18 protein-coding genes are annotated in these 16986 nt (G+C 72.6%); 11 read left to right on the top strand and 7 right to left on the bottom strand.

The features are described from left to right. The first annotated feature begins 43 nt into the window (after positions 1-43). The 4 genes from alr (at position 44) to ung (ending at position 3548) form a co-directional block, all read left to right on the top strand. Positions 44-1162, top strand: a complete 1119-nt coding sequence (gene alr / locus ACFHW1_RS01320; RefSeq protein ID WP_416551321.1) for an alanine racemase — start codon at positions 44-46, stop codon at positions 1160-1162. Then, complete coding sequence (locus tag ACFHW1_RS01325) at positions 1159-2247, top strand: alpha/beta fold hydrolase (RefSeq protein ID WP_416551322.1); 1089 nt, start codon at positions 1159-1161, stop codon at positions 2245-2247. Before alr ends, ACFHW1_RS01325 begins: the two co-directional genes overlap by 4 nt. Next, a complete protein-coding gene (gene tsaE, locus ACFHW1_RS01330; protein WP_416551323.1) occupies positions 2244-2750 on the top strand; it encodes a tRNA (adenosine(37)-N6)-threonylcarbamoyltransferase complex ATPase subunit type 1 TsaE in 507 nt (168 codons plus the stop codon). The genes ACFHW1_RS01325 and tsaE overlap by 4 nt, the downstream gene beginning before the upstream one ends. Positions 2751-2843: 93 nt before the next feature. Then, positions 2844-3548: a uracil-DNA glycosylase gene (ung, locus tag ACFHW1_RS01335; protein WP_416551324.1), complete on the top strand. Its 705-nt coding sequence runs from the start codon at positions 2844-2846 to the stop codon at positions 3546-3548. A 4-nt stretch (positions 3549-3552) separates the two neighbouring features. Here ung and ACFHW1_RS01340 read toward each other — a convergent pair whose 3' ends face one another. Further along, the gene (locus ACFHW1_RS01340; protein WP_416551325.1) at positions 3553-3717 is read right to left on the bottom strand and encodes a hypothetical protein; all 165 of its coding nucleotides are present in this window, start codon (positions 3715-3717) and stop codon (positions 3553-3555) included. Positions 3718-3806: 89 nt separating this feature from the next. Between ACFHW1_RS01340 and tsaB the strand changes: the two genes are divergently transcribed. The 6 genes from tsaB to ACFHW1_RS01370 all read left to right on the top strand — a co-directional run bounded on the left by tsaB (position 3807) and on the right by ACFHW1_RS01370 (position 9877). Further along, the gene (tsaB, locus tag ACFHW1_RS01345) at positions 3807-4505 is read left to right on the top strand and encodes a tRNA (adenosine(37)-N6)-threonylcarbamoyltransferase complex dimerization subunit type 1 TsaB (RefSeq protein ID WP_416551326.1); all 699 of its coding nucleotides are present in this window, start codon (positions 3807-3809) and stop codon (positions 4503-4505) included. Positions 4506-4522: 17 nt separating this feature from the next. After that, the gene (gene rimI, locus ACFHW1_RS01350) at positions 4523-4975 is read left to right on the top strand and encodes a ribosomal protein S18-alanine N-acetyltransferase (protein WP_416551413.1); all 453 of its coding nucleotides are present in this window, start codon (positions 4523-4525) and stop codon (positions 4973-4975) included. Then, positions 4968-6014: a tRNA (adenosine(37)-N6)-threonylcarbamoyltransferase complex transferase subunit TsaD gene (gene tsaD, locus ACFHW1_RS01355; protein ID WP_416551327.1), complete on the top strand. Its 1047-nt coding sequence runs from the start codon at positions 4968-4970 to the stop codon at positions 6012-6014. Before rimI ends, tsaD begins: the two co-directional genes overlap by 8 nt. 11 nt (positions 6015-6025) lie before the next feature. After that, entirely contained in the window at positions 6026-6280 is a 255-nt protein-coding gene (locus ACFHW1_RS01360; RefSeq protein ID WP_281555725.1) for a hypothetical protein, read from the top strand. A gap of 76 nt (positions 6281-6356) precedes the next feature. Further along, positions 6357-8102, top strand: a complete 1746-nt coding sequence (locus ACFHW1_RS01365) for an ABC transporter transmembrane domain-containing protein (RefSeq protein WP_416614660.1) — start codon at positions 6357-6359, stop codon at positions 8100-8102. Next, positions 8099-9877, top strand: coding sequence for an ABC transporter ATP-binding protein (locus tag ACFHW1_RS01370; RefSeq protein WP_416551329.1), 1779 nt, complete (start codon positions 8099-8101; stop codon positions 9875-9877). The genes ACFHW1_RS01365 and ACFHW1_RS01370 overlap by 4 nt, the downstream gene beginning before the upstream one ends. Positions 9878-9882: 5 nt before the next feature. Here the strand turns inward: ACFHW1_RS01370 and ACFHW1_RS01375 are convergent, their stop codons facing one another. The 6 genes from ACFHW1_RS01375 to ACFHW1_RS01400 all read right to left on the bottom strand — a co-directional run bounded on the left by ACFHW1_RS01375 (position 9883) and on the right by ACFHW1_RS01400 (position 16415). After that, positions 9883-11073, bottom strand: a complete 1191-nt coding sequence (locus tag ACFHW1_RS01375; protein WP_416551330.1) for an ROK family transcriptional regulator — start codon at positions 11071-11073, stop codon at positions 9883-9885. 19 nt (positions 11074-11092) lie between these two features. Next, positions 11093-12349: a sugar ABC transporter permease gene (locus ACFHW1_RS01380; protein ID WP_416551331.1), complete on the bottom strand. Its 1257-nt coding sequence runs from the start codon at positions 12347-12349 to the stop codon at positions 11093-11095. Beyond that, positions 12346-13152 (bottom strand): ATP-binding cassette domain-containing protein, encoded by an 807-nt coding sequence (locus tag ACFHW1_RS01385; protein WP_416551332.1) that lies wholly within the window; start codon positions 13150-13152, stop codon positions 12346-12348. Before ACFHW1_RS01385 ends, ACFHW1_RS01380 begins: the two co-directional genes overlap by 4 nt. A gap of 124 nt (positions 13153-13276) precedes the next feature. Beyond that, on the bottom strand, positions 13277-14374 hold the full coding sequence (locus ACFHW1_RS01390) for a sugar ABC transporter substrate-binding protein (protein ID WP_416551333.1): 1098 nt from the start codon (positions 14372-14374) through the stop codon (positions 13277-13279). Positions 14375-14653: 279 nt separating this feature from the next. Continuing rightward, the gene (gene ybaK / locus ACFHW1_RS01395) at positions 14654-15133 is read right to left on the bottom strand and encodes a Cys-tRNA(Pro) deacylase (RefSeq protein ID WP_416551334.1); all 480 of its coding nucleotides are present in this window, start codon (positions 15131-15133) and stop codon (positions 14654-14656) included. Between the two features lie 46 nt (positions 15134-15179). Next, positions 15180-16415, bottom strand: coding sequence for a THUMP-like domain-containing protein (locus tag ACFHW1_RS01400; protein ID WP_416551335.1), 1236 nt, complete (start codon positions 16413-16415; stop codon positions 15180-15182). 210 nt (positions 16416-16625) lie between these two features. Between ACFHW1_RS01400 and groES the strand changes: the two genes are divergently transcribed. Next, positions 16626-16940, top strand: a complete 315-nt coding sequence (gene groES / locus ACFHW1_RS01405) for a co-chaperone GroES (protein WP_123606067.1) — start codon at positions 16626-16628, stop codon at positions 16938-16940. Positions 16941-16986: the final 46 nt, after the last annotated feature.

Raw genomic sequence — 16986 nt, forward strand, 5'->3', positions numbered from 1 at the left:
CGGGAACCTGCCCGATCAGGTGACTGGTCAGTAGGCTGGCTCCATGTGGCAGGCAGAGGTGCGGGTCGACCTGGACGCGATTCGGGAGAACGTGGCCCGGCTGCGGGCCGGCACCAGCGCCGAGCTGATGGCGGTGGTGAAGGGCGACGGGTACGGCCACGGGATGGGGCCGGCGGCCCGGGCCGCTCTCGACGCCGGAGCTGACTGGCTCGGCGTCTGCACCCTCGGTGAGGCGTTGGAGCTGCGCGGCGCGGGGTTGACCGCGCCGGTGCTGGCCTGGCTGATCAGCCCCGGGCTGCCGCTACACGACGCGGTCGCCGCCGACGTCGACCTCGGCGTGGGCAGCCGCGCCCTGCTGTCCGAGGCGGTCGCCGCGGCCCGACTCGCCGGCCGGCCGGCCCGGTTGCACCTCAAGCTCGACACCGGGTTGTCCCGGGGCGGGGCCACCGGCGACGACTGGCCCGAGCTGGTCGAGGCGGCCGCCAAGGCGCAGTCTGACGGCACCGTCGAGGTGGTCGGGGTGTGGAGCCACTTCGTCTTCGCCGACGCGCCCGGGCACGCCACCATCGACCGGCAGCTGGCGGCGTACCACGACGGGCTGGCCGTGGCCAGCCGGTACGGGCTGCGCCCCCGCTACCGGCACCTGGCCAACTCGGCGGCCACCCTGACCCGGCCGGACACCCACTTCGACCTGGTCCGGCCCGGTATCGCCTGCTACGGGCTGTCGCCGGTGCCGGGCGAGACCTTCGGTCTACGGCCGGCGATGACCGTCCGCGCCCGGGTGATGCTGGTCAAGCGGGTCCCCGCCGGGCAGGGCGTCTCCTACGGGCACACCTACCACACCGAACGGGAGAGCACCCTGGCCGTGGTGCCGCTCGGCTACGCCGACGGGGTGCCCCGGCACGCGTCCAACGCCGGTCCGGTGCGCCTCGGCGGCCGGGTGCGGCGGATCGCCGGTCGGGTGTGCATGGACCAGATCGTGCTCGACTGCGGCGACGACGAGATCAACGCTGGGGAGGTGGCCACATTGTTCGGTGACGGACGCGACGGCGGCCCGACCGCCGACGACTGGGCCGACGCGGTCGGCACCATCAACTACGAGATCGTCACCCGGTTCGGTAGTCCCCGGGTGCCCCGGATCTACCAGGACAGCCGGCCATGAGCGGGCAGCGGGCCGGTGCGCAGAAGGTGGCCCGGACCGCCGGCATCGTGGGCGCGGCCCTCGGCGTCGCGGCGGCCGGGGTGACCGCGACGGTCACCGTTGAACGCGCCCTGGTGCGCCGACTCAAGCGGGAGGTGGCAGACCGGTACGCCGACGAACCCTTCGGAGAACTGCCCTATGACGAGACCCGGGTGGTCACCGCCGCCGATGGCACCGACGTGTACGTGGAGATCGTCGAGCCGGACGACGCGGCACCGCCGCGGCCGACGATCGTCTTTGTACACGGCTACTGCCTGGACATGGGGACCTTTCACTTCCAACGCCGGGAGCTGACCCGGCGGGGTGAGTACCGGTTAATCTGCTACGACCAGCCCGGCCACGGCCGCTCCGGGCGGCTGGAGTCCGGCGACTACGAGATCGACGCGCTCGGTGAGACGCTGCGCGCGGTCATCGAGCAGGCCGCTGGCGATGGCCCACTGATCCTGGTCGGACACTCGATGGGCGGCATGACCATCATGGCCCTGGCGCAACGGCATCCGGAGCTGTTCCGTGCCCGGGTGGTCGGCACCGTACTGATGGCGACCTCGGGCAACCTGGCCGACGAGGCCCGGCTCGGCCTGCCGGCGATTCTCAGTCGGGCCGGCTCGCCACTGCTGATGCTGGTCAACAACGCCACCCGGCTGACCGGTTCGGTGATCGACCGGCTGCGAGTGGCCACCGCCGACCTCGCCTGGCTGCTGACCCGCCAGTACGGCTTCGGCACCGACCGGCCCAGCCCGGCGCTGGTCAGCTACGTCGAACGGATGAACTCGCGGACCTCGGCGGAGACCGTCACCCGGTACGTACGGACCCTGCTGACCCACTCCCGGTACCCGGCGCTCGCGGTCCTGGAGAGCAGCCCCACCCTGGTCATCGTCGGCGACAAGGACATGATCACCCCGCTGACGCACTCGGAGGAGATCCTGCGTCGGCTGCCCGATGCCGACTACGTGAGAATCCCCGACGGCGGGCACGTGGTGATGCTGGAACACGCCGACCGGGTCAACGCGGCGCTGTTCGCGTTCCTTGCGAAAATCGCCCGATGACCGTCCGGATCCCGCTTCCCGAACTGGCCGACACCCACGACCTCGGCCGCCGCCTCGGCCGGCTGCTGCGCCAGGGCGACCTGGTGGTGCTGACCGGTCCGCTCGGTGCCGGCAAGACCGTCCTGGTGCAGGGCATCGGCGACGGCCTCGGGGTACGCGGAGACGTCACCTCGCCGACGTTTGTCATCGCCCGGGTACACCAGCCGGATCCGGCCCGCGGCGGCACGCTCACCCTGGTGCACGCCGACGCGTACCGGCTCGGCGACGCACCCGACCCACGGGCCGAGATCGACGACCTCGACCTGGACGCCGACATGGACCGGGCGGTCACCGTCGTCGAGTGGGGCGAGGGGATGGTCGAGCAGCTCGCCGAGGCACATCTGCTGATCCGCATGCACCGGGCCGAGGACGACTCCCGGACCGCCGAGGTGACCGGGCTGGGCCCCGGCTGGTCGGGCCGGCTCGCCGCGCTGGACCAGCCGGCCGGCCATGCTGGACGGTGATGTCGCAGGCCACCCGTAGAGTGCCGGACGGCGCGCAGCTCTCCATGAGGACGGGCGGCGGCCACCACCGAGGCGTGACGAAAGGCTCCCGAGATGCTCGACCTGCTGGCCATGTTGCCTCCTGCCTGGGCCACCGCGCTCACCCCGCACCTGGACCCGGCCGGCACCGCCGCGCTCGGCCGGTACGTCGCCGACGAGTACGCCGACCAGACGGTGTACCCGCCGGTGGAGGACCTGTTCACCGCGTACCAGCTGTGCCCGCCGGAGCAGTGCCGGGTGCTGGTCCTCGGCCAGGACCCGTACCACCGGGCCGGGCAGGCCCACGGGCTCAGCTTCAGCGTCCGCGACGGGGTGCCGGTGCCGCCGTCGCTGCGCAACGTATTCAAGGAGCTGGGCACCGATGTCGGGGTGCCGATGCCACGCAGCGGTGACCTGACCGGCTGGGCGGCCCAGGGCGTGCTGCTGCTCAACGCGGTGCTCACCGTGCGGCAGGGCCGGCCCGGCTCGCACGCCGGCAAGGGCTGGGAGGAGTTCACCGACGCCACGATCGCCGCGCTCGACGCCCGCGACCAGCGGGTCGTCTTCCTGCTGTGGGGCGGCTACGCCCGCAAGAAGCGCGGGCTGATCACCAACCCGGGGCACGTCGTGCTGGAGGCCGGCCACCCCAGCCCGATGAACCCGCGGGGCTTCCTCGGCAGCCGGCCGTTCAGCGCCACCGACAAGGCGCTGGCCGACGCCGGCCTGCCCGGCATCGACTGGAGCCGGACCGGCGGTGCCGGTCAGCCGGTGGCCGGCTGACCGGTCAACCGCTGCGCCCCGGTACCGGCTGACCGCTGCGGCCCGCCCGGTGCCGGGCCAGTAGTCGGGCGACACCCGGATCGGCGATCGCCAGCTCGGCCAGCGGCACCACCGGGTAGTGCCGCTCACCGTGCCGTACGTCGATTGACTCGGGGAGTACGTCGCACATCCGGGCGTGGGTCTCACCGCCCGACCGGCGGCACGGGCGCGCCGAGGGCAGCCAGGAGCCGGACGCGGTGTCCGGTTAGGGTGCATACCGTGCTGGTACTGGTGCTGGATTCGTCGACTCCCGCGGTGACCGCCGCGCTGGCCGAGATCACCGACGACGTACGTCTGCTGGCAAGCCGACGTACGGTCGACGCGCGGGCGCACGGCGAACTGCTCTCCCCGCAGATCGCCGCCTGCCTTGTCGAGTCCGGTGCGACGGCGGCGGACCTGACCGCGGTGGTGGCCGGGGTCGGACCCGGGCCGTTCACCGGACTGCGGGTCGGTCTGGTCACCGCCGCCAGCGTGGCGCATGCCCTCGACATCCCGACGTACGGCGTCAACTCGCTCGACGCGCTCGGCTACGCCGCCGGGACCGACCTCGCCGGCACCGACGCCGCGACCGGCCGGGTGCTGGCTGCTACCGACGCGCGGCGCCGGGAGATCTACTGGGCGGTGTACGCCGCCGACGGTCGGCGGCTCACCGACCCGGCGGTCGGCGCACCGGCCGCCGTCGCCGAGGCCCTGCCGGGTCTCGGCGTAACCACGGCAGTCGGCGACGGTGCCCTGCGGTACGCCGAACTGCTCGGCGTACCGGTGCGACCCGAGCCCCGCTACCCGGACGCGCTGCCGCTGGCGCGGTTGGCGGCCGACCGGGTCCGCACCGCCGTGCCCACCGAGCCGTTGACCCCTTGCTACCTGCGCCGGCCCGACGCGGTCGCGGCGGCCGGACGCAAACCGGTGCTTCAGTGACCCAGGTCGGTGGGCAGCTGCGGACCGTCCGGTTCCGCTGGTGGCACATCGAACAGGCGGTACCGATTGAAGCCGACCTGTTCGGTGCCGAACAGTGGTCGGCCGAGATGTTCTGGAACGAGCTGGCCAACGGGCACCACTACCTGGCCGTCGTCGACGGCACCGACCAGCTGGCCGGGTACGCCGGGCTGGCACTGGCCGGCGACCCGGCGACACCCGACGAGGCGTGGGTGCAGAACGTCGCGGTACGCCGGGACCAGCAACGGCGCGGCGTGGGCCGGACCCTGCTGGTCGGCCTGCTCGACGAAGCCACCCGGCGCGGGGCCGGCCGGACCTTCCTGGAAGTCGCGGTGGACAACGCACCCGCGCAGCGGCTGTACGCGGCGTACGGTTTCGAACCGGTCGGCGTACGCCGTGGCTACTACCAACCCAGCAACACTGACGCTCTGGTGATGATGCGAGATGGCTGACGAACCTCTGGTCCTCGGGATCGAGACCTCCTGCGACGAGACCGGGGTCGGCATCGTCCGCGGGCACACGCTGCTCGCCGACGCGCTGGCCTCCAGTGTGGCCGAACACGCCCGGTTCGGCGGCGTGGTGCCGGAGGTGGCCAGCCGGGCCCACCTGGAGGCGATCGTGCCGACGATGCGCCGGGCCCTCGACGACGCCGGCGTCACCCTGGCCGACATCGACGCGATCGCGGTGACCGCCGGCCCCGGTCTGGCCGGTGCCCTGCTGGTCGGTGTCGCGGCGGCCAAGGGCTACGCGATCGCTACCGACAAGCCGGTGTACGGCGTCAACCACCTCGCCGCCCACGTGGCCGTCGACACCCTGGAGCACGGTCCGCTGCCGGAACCGGCGATCGCCCTGCTGGTCTCCGGCGGGCACTCGTCGCTGCTGCTGGTCGACGACCTGACCGCCGGAGTCACCCCGCTCGGCGCCACCATCGACGACGCCGCCGGCGAGGCGTTCGACAAGGTGGCCCGGCTGCTCGGTCTGCCGTTCCCCGGCGGTCCGCCGATCGACCGGTCGGCCCGCGACGGTGACGCCGCGGCGATCGCGTTCCCCCGTGGACTCACCGCGCCGAAGGACCTCGCCGCGCACCGGTTCGACTTCTCCTTCTCCGGGTTGAAGACTGCGGTGGCCCGCTGGGTCGAGGCCCGGGAACGGGCCGGTGAGCCGGTGCCGGTGGCGGAGGTCGCCGCGTCGTTCCAGGAGGCGGTCTGCGACGTGCTGACCGCCAAGGCGGTCGACGCCTGCCGGGACCGGGGCGTCGAGACCCTGGTCATCGGTGGTGGGGTGGCGGCCAACTCGCGGCTGCGGGCGATGGCCGAGCAACGCTGCGAGCGGTACGGGATCCGGGTCCGGGTGCCCCGGCCGAAACTCTGCACCGACAACGGCGCGATGGTTGCGGCGCTCGGTTCGCATCTGGTCGCCGCCGGGGTACCGGCCAGCCGGCTGGACCTGCCGGCCGACTCCGCGCTGCCGTTGACCACGGTGAGCGTGTAATGTCCGGCGACGTGATCGTGCGGATGTGGGAGGCGAAGGCCGAGCCGTCCCGCCTGACCGAGTTGCTCACCTGGGTCTGTGACACCGCGCTGCCGGAGATCGAACACAGCCCGCTGCACCTGGCCAGTGAGGTCTTCTCATCGACCGATGACCGGCTGGTCGTCATCTCGAAGTGGCGCAGCAGCCCGTTGTCGTTGCCGGAACCACCGCTGCGGCTGGTCACCCGTGCACCGCACAGCTGGGACTTCACCCAGGTCGACCGCTGAAGCCGCCGCCGACCGACCGGCGGAAATGGAAAATCGGTGGATCGGCCACGCAATGTAGCCGTACGGTCACGATGTCATGTGGACCCTGCCCGTCGCCGATCCCGGCGTAGCCGATCACCGGTCAGCCCTGCGTCTGCTGCGCTGGCTGGCCGGACGCGCCGGGGCGTCCGTGGCCTGGGGATCGGTGCTCAGCGTGGTCTGGATGGGCAGCCAGGCGTTGATGCCGGCGGTTCTCGGGCGCGCCGTCGACGTCGGCCTCACCGCCCGCGATCCGCAGGCGCTGCTCGGCTGGTCGGCGGTGCTACTGGGGCTGGGGCTGGTCCAGGCGACGGCCAGCATCAGCCAGCACTGGTTCGGCGTGTTCAACTGGCTGTCCACCGCGTACCGCACGGTCCAGCTCACCGTACGGCAGGCCAACCGGCTCGGCGCCACCCTGCCGAAACGGCTGGCCACCGGCGAGGTGGTGAGCATCGGGACCGCCGACATGGGCAGTCTCGGCGGCGCGGTGGAGGTCGTCGCCCGGGCGGTCGGTGCGGTGGTGGCGATCGTCGTGGTCGCCGCGATCCTGCTCGGCACCTCCGTTCCGCTCGGGCTGGTGATCGTGATCGGGGTGCCGGCGCTGATGGCGGCCGTCGGGCTCGGCCTGCGGCCGCTGCACCGTCGTCAGCAGACGTACCGGGACCAGCAGGCCACCCTGGCGACCCTGGCCGGCGACACCGTGACCGGCCTGCGGATCCTGCGCGGCGTCGGCGGTGAACCGGCCTTCGCCGGCCGCTACCGGGACCAGTCGCAGGAGCTGCGGCGGCGCGGTGACCGGCTGGCCCGGGTCGAGTCCGTCCTGGAGGCCGGCCAGCTGCTGCTGCCCGGGATGTTCCTGGTGCTGGTGACCTGGCTCGGGGCGCGGCTCACGCTCTCCGGCGAGCTGACCGTCGGGCAACTGGTCGCCGCCTACGCGTACACCGCGTTCCTGACCGGTCCGATCCGGACGCTGACCGAGTTCCTGCACACCATGACCCGTGGCCACGTCGCCGCCCGGCGGGTCGCGGGCCTGCTCGCCATCACGCCGGAGTTCACCGACCCGGCGTGGCCGCGCCGACTGTCGGACCGCGACGGCGAACTGGTCGATTCCACGTCCGGCCTGCGGGTGGCCCCGTACCAGTTGACCGCCGTCGCGGCCACCGCGCCGGAGGACGTCGCCGGGCTCGCCGACCGGCTGGGGCGCTACCGCGACGCCGAGGTCGCCCTGGCTGGCGTACCGCTGCGGGAGCTGGACCTGGCCACGGTCCGGCAGCGGATCCTGGTGACCGACAACGACGACCGGCTGTTCACCGGCCGGCTGCGCGACGAACTCGACGGCACCGGGCGGGCCAGCGACGACGCGATCCGGGCGGCGCTGGTCGCGGCCAGCGCCACCGACATCGTCGATGCGCTGCCGGACGGTCTCGATGCCGAGGTCGCCGAACGTGGCCGGGAGTTCTCCGGCGGTCAGCAGCAGCGGCTCCGGCTGGCCCGGGCGCTGCTCGCCGACCCGCCGGTCCTGGTGCTGGTCGAGCCGACCAGCGCCGTGGACGCGCACACCGAGGTGCGGATCGCGGCCAGGCTGAGGGCCGCACGGACCGGCCGGACCACCGTCGTCTGCACCACCAGCCCGCTGCTGCTGGAACACGCCGACCGGGTGGTGTTCGTCGACGCCGGCCGGGTGGTGGCCGACGGCAGTCACGCCGAGCTGCTGCGCACCGAACCCGGGTACGCCGCCCTGGTGACCCGCGCCGAGCTGGCGGCATCCACCGAGCCGGCGGCGTTGAGTGAGGTGGCGTCGTGACGGCGTTGCCGGTCGCGGACCGGGCCGAGGTCCGCCGGTACGCCCGTGTCCTGGTCCGCCGGCACCCACGGATGCTGGCCGGTGCCCTCGCGCTGCACGTGGGTGCTGCGGTCGCCGGGCTCGCCGCGCCCCGGCTGCTCGGCGGCCTGGTCGAGACGCTCACCACCGGGACGGCGGCGATCGCCGCCGTCGACCGGACCGCCCTGGCGATCGCCGGGTTCCTGGTCTTACAGGCGGTGCTCGCTCGCTACGCGCACGTGGCGTCCGCCCGGCTCGGCGAGCGGGTGCTGGCCGCGTTGCGCGAAGAGTTCATCGGCCGGGTGCTGTCCATCCCGCTGTCGACGGTGGAGAAGGCCGGCACCGGTGACCTGCTCACCCGGACCTCGCACGACGTCGCCGTGCTGTCCAAGTCGGTGCGGTTCGCGGTGCCCGAGACGCTGATCGCGATCAGCACCGCGACCTTCATCTTCGGGGCGTTGCTGCTGGTCGCCCCGGTGCTGGCGGTGCCCTGCCTGATCGTGGTGCCGCTGCTGTGGGCAGGCACCCGCTGGTATCTGCGCCGGGCACCGGACGGCTACCTGGCCGAGAGCGCCGCGTACTCGCGGATCACCGACGGGCTCAGCGAAACCGTCGACGGTGCCCGGACCGTCGAGGCGCTGCGCCGGCAGGAGCACCGGCGGCGGCGTACCGACACCGACATCGCCCGGCAGTACGCGGCCGAGCGTTACACACTGTGGCTGCGTACCGTCTGGTTCCCGCTGATCGAGATCAGCTACGTGGTGCCGGTCGCGGCGACCCTGGCGGTCGGCGGCTGGTGCTACCTGCGCGGCTGGGTGACGCTCGGCCAGGTCACCGCGGCGGTGCTCTACGTGCAGCTGCTGGCCGCCCCGCTGGACCGGCTGCTGAACTGGCTGGACGAACTGCAGCTCGGTGCCGCGTCGCTGGCCCGGCTGCTCGGCGTCGCCCAGCCGGACCGGCCCGCGACCGCGGTGCCCCGCGCGCCGGCACCCGACGGCGTACGCGCCGCCGACCCGGTCGCGGCGGTCGACGTCCACTTCAACTACGTCGACGGGCGGGAAGTGCTGCGCGGGGTCACCCTGGTGCCCCAGCCGGGGGAGCGGATCGCCATCGTCGGGCCGTCCGGCGCCGGCAAGTCCACCCTGGGCCGGCTGCTGGCCGGGGTGCTGCGGCCGACCGCCGGCTCGGTCACCGCCGGCGGCGTACCGCTGACCGACCTCGCCCCGGACCAGCTACGCGGCCGGGTCGCCCTGGTAACCCAGGAGCATCACGTCTTCATCGGTACGGTGCGCGACAACGTCGCGCTGGTCCGGCCGGACGCCACCGACGCCGAGGTACGCGACGCGTTGGCCGCCGTCGACGCACTGGACTGGGTGTCCGCCCTGCCGGACGGGGCGGCCACGGTGGTCGGTGCCGGCGGCCACCCGGTCGGTCCGGACCAGGCCCAGCAGCTCGCCCTGGCCCGGCTGGTGCTGGCCGATCCGCAGACCCTGGTGCTGGACGAGGCGACGTCGCTGATCGACCCGCGTACCGCCCGGCGCACGGAGCGGTCGCTCGCGGCGGTGCTGCACGGGCGTACGGTGATCGCGATCGCGCACCGGCTGTACTCGGCGCACGACGCCGACCGGATCGCCGTGGTCGAGGACGGGCTGATCACCGAGTTCGGCTCGCACGACGAGCTGGTCGCCGCCGACGGTCCGTACGCCGATCTGTGGCGCACCTGGCAGGGCCTCGGGTCGGCGCAGGCGGTCGGCTGACCGGGTCAGCCGGCCACCGCGTCGAGCGGGTCGGCGAGCAACTGCTCGAAGGCCAGCTCGGCGGCGCCGAGCAACGGGGCGTCGTCGCCGAGTTTCGGGGTACGCAGCCGGACGTGTTCCCGGCAGGCCGGTAGCCCGTTGGAGTTGAGCCGACTGCGCACGTGCGCGGCCGCCGCCAGGTAGACGTCCCGCAGCGTACCGCCGAAGATCACCGTCTCCGGGTTGAAGATGTTGACCAGGTTGGCCACGCCGAAGCCGAGCCAGTTGCCGACCTGGCGGACGGCGGCCTGGGCCTGGCTGTCGCCCCGGTCGGCCGCGTCCACCACGGCGAGCACCGCCTCCCGGCCGACGACTTCCCCGCTGCGGCCGGCTGCCTGGATCAGCGCGTGTTCGCCGATCTCGGTTTCCCAGCAGCCGCGAGATCCGCACAGGCAGGGCCGGCCGCCGGGGTGCACTACCATGTGGCCGACCTCGCCGCCGTACCCGCCGTGTCCGGTGACCCGCCGGCCACCGGCGATGATCCCGGCGCCGACGCCGACGTCGCCGTACAGGTAAATGACGTGTTCGCAGCCGACCGCCGCGCCCCGGGTGTGTTCGGCCAGCGCGCACACGTCGGAGACGTTGCCGACCAGCACGCCCCGGTCGTCGCCGAGCGCCTCGGCCAGGGCCGCGCCGAGCGGCTCGTCGACCCAGCCCATGGTGGGGCCGAGCCGGACCATGCCGTCGTCGCGGCGGACCATGCCGCAGACCGCGACGCCGCTGCCGACGCAGACCGCGCCGGCCGGCACCGCCTGGTGCAGCTCCTTGACGAAGCCGGTGAGTGGGCCGACCGCCTCGGCGGCGAGGGTGCCCCGGGGTCGGTCGCCGGTGCGCGTGTCGAGGATCCGGCCACCAAGTCCGACCCGGGCGGCCCGTAACCGGTCGACCTCGATGCTGAGCGCGTACGCGTACACCCGCTCGGACGCGGGCCGGACGACCAGCGACGGTCGTCCGGCCCGGCCGGTTTCCCGGGCACCGCCCTCGCTGACCAGGCCGGCGGCGGCCAGGTCGGCGGTGAGCGCGCCGATGGTGCTGCGGTTGAGCCCCAGCGTGGTGGTCAGTTCGGCGCGTGAGGTGGCACCGTGCACGTGCACGTGCCGCAGCAACGCGCCGAGGTTGTGCCGGCGGATCTCCTCCTGGCTGGGTCCTGCCCGCATCGGATCGTCGTCTCCGCAGTCATCGTGACCCGGCGGCGGCGCGACGACGGGACAGCGCGTCGACGCTGGCGGCCAGCAGCAGGACCAGACCGGTGAAGACGAACTTCACCCCGGAGCTGACATTCATCAGCCCCATGCCGTTCTCGATGACCGCGACCACGGCGCCGCCGAGGACCGCGTCGAGGACCCGGCCCTTGCCGCCGAACAGGCTGGTGCCGCCGATCACCGCTGCGCCGACGGCGAACAGCAGCACGTTGCTGCCGCCGGTGTTGGCGTCCACCGAGTTGGCCCGGCTGGCGGCCACGATGCCGCCGACGGCGGCCATCGAGGAGCAGATCATGAAGGCGGAGATCCGGATCCGGTCGACGTTGATACCGGCCCGGCGGGCGGCCTCCCGGTTGCCGCCGACGGCGTAGATGTGCCGACCGTACGCGGTGCGCCGCAGCACGAAGGTCCAGAAGATCAGCAGTACCACGATGACCGGTACCACGATCGGCACCCCGCGCAGCGAGGTGATCAGCGGGTTGATGCTGCGCTCCTGGTTGAGGATGTAGACAGCGGCACCGGCGATCGCGATCAGCACGCCGATGCGGGCCAGCACCACCACCATCGGGTCGGTGACCAGGCCCTTGGCGGACCGGGTGCGGTAGCGCAGCAGTTGGATCAGCGCGAACCCGGCCACCCCGACGCCGAAGATGGCCCAACCGACGACCGGCGGGACGTTGCGGTTGACGATCGCGATCAGCACGTCGTCGCGCAGCGAGACGTTCTTGCCGCCTTCGATCAGCAGCAGCACCGTGCCCTGGAAGGCGAGGAACGCGGCCAGGGTGACCACGAACGACGGGATACCGACCTTGGCGACCAGGAATCCGAGGACGGTGCCGATCAGGGTTCCGGTGGCCACCGCTGCCAGCACCGCCACGTACCAGGGCAGTCCCATCTCGGTGGAGACGACCGCCAGGATCGCGGCGCAGACGCCGCTGGCGAAGCCGGCGGACAGGTCGATCTCACCGAGCAGCAGGACGAAGATCAGCCCCATCGCGATCAGGGTGACCGCTCCGCCCTGGATGAACAGGTTGGCGAAGTTGCCGGCGGTGAAGAAGTTGGGCCGCACGATCGAGAAGACCGTGCAGAGCACGATGAGGCCGAGGATCGCGGGCAGTGCGCCGAGGTCGCCGCCGCGCACCCGGGAGAAGTAGTTGCGCAGGTGTTCGCCGACGCCGGGCGAGTCGGCCGAGGCGGCGGGCCGCTGGACTGTTGAGGTGGCGGTGCTCATCGGTCGGCTCCCGGTCCGGTGGTGGCGGCGTACTCGGTGCCGTTGTCGGCCGGCAGGCCGAGGTCACCGCTGCGGCCGGCGGTGATCAGCTCCACGATCTGCGCGTGGGTGATCTCCGTGCTGCGGACCTGGGCGACCATCTGGCCGAGGTACAGCGCGGCGATCCGGTCCGACACCGCGAAGACGTCGTTCATGTTGTGTGAGATCAGTACGACGGCGAGGCCGTTGTCGGCGAGCCGGCGGACCAGTTCGAGCACCTGGGCGGTCTGGGCGACGCCGAGCGCCGCGGTGGGTTCGTCGAGGATGACGACCTTGCTGTTCCACAGCACCGCCTTGGCGATGGCGACGGTCTGGCGCTGGCCGCCGGAGAGGCTGGCGACGAGTTGCCGCAGCGACTTGACGGTCCGGACGGAGAGCCCGGCGAGGGTGTCCGCGGCCATCTGCTCCATGGTGGTCTCGTCCAGGACGATCCCGGTGCGCTTCTCCCGCCCGAGGAACATGTTCTGCACGATGTCGAGGTTGTCGCAGAGCGCGAGGTCCTGGTAGACGACCTCGATGCCGTGCGACGCGGCGTCGCGCGGGTTGTGGATGTGCACCCGGCGGCCGTCGACGACGACCTCGCCGCGGTCGATCGGGTGGATGCCGCTGATGCATTTGACCAAGGTGGACTTGCCGGCACCGTTGTCACCGACGAGCGCGGTCACCTCGCCGGGATAGACGGCGAAGTCGACGTTGCGCAGCACCTGGACGGGGCCGAAGTTCTTGTCGATCCCGCGCAGTTGCAGCAGGGGGGTCGCGGACACGGGTGGTCTCCTTCGTAAGGGTGCCCGGCCGGCGCCGGTTCCGCCGCCGCGGGTGTCACCCGGCGATGGTGCTGCCGGGCGACACCCGCGCGGCGGGGCTACCGGTGGGTCGCCGGTACGCCGGTCAGCTGATGCCGGCCTCGACGCAGAGCTCGGCGAACTCGTCGGTGCAGAGCTCTTCGGCGGTGACGTAGCCGTCGTTGACCACGTCGGCGACGTTCTCCTTGTAGATGGCCTGCGGGGTGAGCAGCACCGACGGCACCTCCCGGTTGGTCTCCGGGTCGGTGACGGTCTGCGCGACCTCCTTGCGCTCACCGTTGGCCAGCGCGACCGCCAGGTCGGCGGCGGCCTGCGCCTCGGCCTTGATTGCCTTGTAGACGGTCATGCACTGATCGCCGGCGAGGATGTTCTGCAGGCCCTGCGGGGTGGCGTCCTGCCCGGTGACCGGCACCTGACCGTTGAGCTCGTTGCGCTTGAGCACCGAGATCGCCGCGTTGCCGAGGCCGTCGTTGGCAGCCAGCACGCCGTCGATCTCGCCGCCGGTCTGGGTCAGCATCTGCTCGAACAGCGTGGCGGCCTGGGTGTTGTCCCAGTCCGGCACCCAGCGGTCCGGGCCCTTGACGTACTCGCCGGACTCGTACAGCGGGTCGAGCACGCCGTCGTAGCCGGCCTTGAACAGGGTGGCGTTGTTGTCGGTCTCGGAGCCGTTTAGGGTGGCGATGGTCGGCTTCTCCACGCCGGCGTCGGTCAGGCACTTGACCAGGCCCTCGCCCTGCAGTTGGCCGACGGCCTCGTTGTCGAAGCTCACGTAGTACTCGGCGGAGCCGCCCAGGGTGAGCCGGTCGTAGTCGATGGTGGCGACGCCCTGCTGCTTCGCCTTGTCCAGCACTGCCTTGCCGGTGCCGGAATCCAGGTTGACGATCATCAGGACGGTGGCCCCGTCGGTGATCATCTGGTCGGCGAGGGTCTGGAACTGGGCCTTGTCGCCCTGGGCGTTCTGGATGGTGGCGTCGACGCCGGCGGCGTCGAACGCCTCCTGCAGGAAGCGCCGGTCGGCGGTCTCCCAGCGGTCGGAGGAGGCGCTGTCCGGCAGGATCACGCCGATCTTCGGAGTCGGCGTGTCGCCGCTGCCGGTGTCGCTGCCGGTGTCGCTGCCACAGGCGGTCAGGCCGCCGGCGAGCAGGACGCCGGCGGCGGCGGTGCTGAGGATCCCTTTGCGCATCGCTCGGGTCCTTTCGAAGGGTGATGTTCCGCGTACAAGGGGTTTGTGCTGGTGCGAGTCGTGCGGTCTCGGGCGTGGGCTCGCGGGGCGCTGGTGGGCTCCGGAGGCCCGGCCGGCGACGGCAACGGCCTGGGGCTGAGCTGGGCCATCGCGGTTTTTGTTGTGTCCGGCAACGTATTAGGACTGTGGTGCCGAGCACAAGACGGTGACGTCACCAGTTTTGTTGCCTGCGATAACAATTCAGCAACGCGGTGGACATCTGCCCGTCGACTGACCGGATCAGTGGGCCGCGATCGGGGCGAACCGGGCGCCAGCCACCGCTGCGAGGTCACCCGGAGTGATACTCAACTGCAACCCGCGACGACCGGCCGATACGTACACCTCGGCGTACCGCTGCGCCGAGGCGTCCAGCACCGTCGGCAGGCGTTTACGCTGCCCGATCGGGCTGATGCCGCCCCGGACGTACCCGGTGGTCCGCTCGGCGAGCACCCGGTCGGCGAGCACCGCGCGCCTGCCGCCGAGCGCCACCGTCAGAGCCTTCAGGTCCAGCTCCCCGGTGACCGGTACGACGCCGACGGCGAGTGCCCCGTCGACCTGCGCCACCAGCGTCTTGAACACCTGCTCGGCGGCGACGCCGAGGGCGGCCGCGACCGCCGCGCCGTAGTCCGGGGTGTCCGGCGAGACCCGGTACGGGTGTAGTTGGAAGGTGATCCGCCGCTTGGTCAGCAGCGTCGTCGCCGGGGTCGCGGTACCTGCCATGCCGCGCGACGTTACCGGCCGGGCGCCCGCCGTCGGCCGCGTGCGGTCACCGGCCGGGTGCCGGCACCGGGTGGGCGAGCAGCGCCGTCGGGGCGCCGGCCACCCGGGTCAGCACCAGACTCGCCGCCACGCCGGCCCCGGAGGCGGTACGCAGCCGCAGATCGCGGCGCAACTGGGCGGGGTCGAGCGGGGAGCCGCGTTTGAGGATCTCCAGCCGGGTGACGCCGCGTTCGCGCAGCAGCGCCCGCAGCCGCTTCAGCGAGAACGGCAGCACGTCGGTGACCTCCAGACATCGGCCGTACGGCGTGTCGGTCGGCGCGTCGGCGTAGACGTAGGCGATCGACTCGTCGGCGAGGGTGCCGTCGACGGTCGCGGCGAACGCGGCGACCAGGTGTGAGCGGACCACCGCCCCGTCCGGGTCGTACAGGAAGCGCCGGACCGGGCCGACGTCGACCGGCTCGTCGCCGTCGCCGACCAGGTCCGTGGCCGGCTGTCCGGTACGCAGCAGGGTGGCCCGGCGCGGGGTGTCGGCCAGCGGGCCGCACCAGAACGCCGCCTCGACCACCTCCCGGTCGACGCTGACCCACTCGGCCTCGGCTCCCGGCGGGATCAGCGCGTGGTCGATGCCCGGTGCCACCTTGAGCACGGTGCAGGGCACCCGGGCGACCAACGACCGGACGAAGTCCCACGGCGGGGAGTAGCTGTCCGGGTCGAAGGTGCGCCGACCGCTGCCGGACCGGCGGGCCGGGTCGCAGAAGACCGCGTCGTAGCCGGAGACGTCGACTCCGGTGGCGTCGGCGCAGACCACGTCGACCAGGTGGGCCAGCCCGGTCGCCGCGACGTTGGCGGCGGCGATCGCGGCGGTGGCCGGGTCGGCCTCCACCGCGTACACCCGGATGCCGGCCCGGGCGGCGGCGAGGGTGTCCGCGCCGAGACCGCAACCCAGGTCGGCGAGGTGGCGCACCCCGGCGGCGCGCAACCGGGCGGCGCGCCGGTCGGCGACCACCGACCGGGTGGCCTGCTCCAGGCCGGCGCGGGTGAAGAACATCCGGGCGGCGGCCGGGCCGAACTTGCCGGCCGCGCGGGCGCGCAGCGCGGCCTGGGTGAGTGCGGCGGTCGCCAGCGGTGCCGGCACCCCGGCGGTACGCAGTGCGGTCGCCGCCGCGAGCGGATCCGCCCCGCCCGGCGCGGCCAGCACCTCGGTCGCGGCAACCAGCGCGGCCGCGCCTTCCGGGGCGCGCAGGGCGGCCAGTTCGTCCGGGTGCACCGCGACATTGTCCATGCTCGGCCATCGGGCTAGCACTCCGCACAGGCGACTGCTAATCTGCGGTTAGCACTCTCGGGTCGAGGGTGCCAGCTCGCCGGCTCCCGCCGGTGAGCGAAACGCCAGGCGGTCCGGCACCCGCGACGACGGATCCGCCCGGTGGACATGAGGCAGATTGACGCCGGTTACCCACGTGGCCGGCACCAAAACCAGATACCCCAGGAGGGTATGCCCGTGACTACCGCGACCAAGGTTGCGATCAAGCCGCTCGAGGACCGGATCCTGGTCCAGGCGAACGAGGCTGAGACCACCACGGCGTCGGGCATCGTGATCCCCGACACCGCCAAGGAGAAGCCGCAGGAGGGCACCGTCCTCGCTGTCGGCCCCGGCCGCGTCGACGACAAGGGCAACCGGATCCCGGTTGACGTCAACGTCGGCGACACGGTCATCTACTCGAAGTACGGCGGCACCGAGGTCAAGTACGCCGGCGAGGAGTACCTGGTGCTCTCCGCCCGCGACGTCCTCGCGGTCATCGAGAAGTGACCTACTGCCAGTGCTGAACGCCCCGAAGCCCCAGCCCGGGGCTTCG

The organism is Micromonospora sp. LOL_014 (assembly GCF_048060245.1).
Classification (GTDB): Bacteria; Actinomycetota; Actinomycetes; order Mycobacteriales; family Micromonosporaceae; genus Micromonospora_E.

What these genes read in the sequence shown, in the direction of transcription:
- ybaK (WP_416551334.1), bottom strand. Translation starts at nt 15,133, where the DNA reads ATGGCAGGTACCGCGACCCCGGCGACGACGCTGCTGACCAAGCGGCGG.
- ACFHW1_RS01325 (WP_416551322.1), top strand. Translation starts at nt 1,159, where the DNA reads ATGAGCGGGCAGCGGGCCGGTGCGCAGAAGGTGGCCCGGACCGCCGGC.
- tsaD (WP_416551327.1), top strand. Translation starts at nt 4,968, where the DNA reads ATGGCTGACGAACCTCTGGTCCTCGGGATCGAGACCTCCTGCGACGAG.
- alr (WP_416551321.1), top strand. Translation starts at nt 44, where the DNA reads ATGTGGCAGGCAGAGGTGCGGGTCGACCTGGACGCGATTCGGGAGAAC.
- tsaE (WP_416551323.1), top strand. Translation starts at nt 2,244, where the DNA reads ATGACCGTCCGGATCCCGCTTCCCGAACTGGCCGACACCCACGACCTC.
- ACFHW1_RS01380 (WP_416551331.1), bottom strand. Translation starts at nt 12,349, where the DNA reads ATGAGCACCGCCACCTCAACAGTCCAGCGGCCCGCCGCCTCGGCCGAC.
- ACFHW1_RS01390 (WP_416551333.1), bottom strand. Translation starts at nt 14,374, where the DNA reads ATGCGCAAAGGGATCCTCAGCACCGCCGCCGCCGGCGTCCTGCTCGCC.
- groES (WP_123606067.1), top strand. Translation starts at nt 16,626, where the DNA reads ATGCCCGTGACTACCGCGACCAAGGTTGCGATCAAGCCGCTCGAGGAC.
- ACFHW1_RS01375 (WP_416551330.1), bottom strand. Translation starts at nt 11,073, where the DNA reads ATGCGGGCAGGACCCAGCCAGGAGGAGATCCGCCGGCACAACCTCGGC.
- ung (WP_416551324.1), top strand. Translation starts at nt 2,844, where the DNA reads ATGCTCGACCTGCTGGCCATGTTGCCTCCTGCCTGGGCCACCGCGCTC.
- ACFHW1_RS01365 (WP_416614660.1), top strand. Translation starts at nt 6,357, where the DNA reads ATGTGGACCCTGCCCGTCGCCGATCCCGGCGTAGCCGATCACCGGTCA.
- ACFHW1_RS01400 (WP_416551335.1), bottom strand. Translation starts at nt 16,415, where the DNA reads ATGGACAATGTCGCGGTGCACCCGGACGAACTGGCCGCCCTGCGCGCC.
- ACFHW1_RS01340 (WP_416551325.1), bottom strand. Translation starts at nt 3,717, where the DNA reads ATGTGCGACGTACTCCCCGAGTCAATCGACGTACGGCACGGTGAGCGG.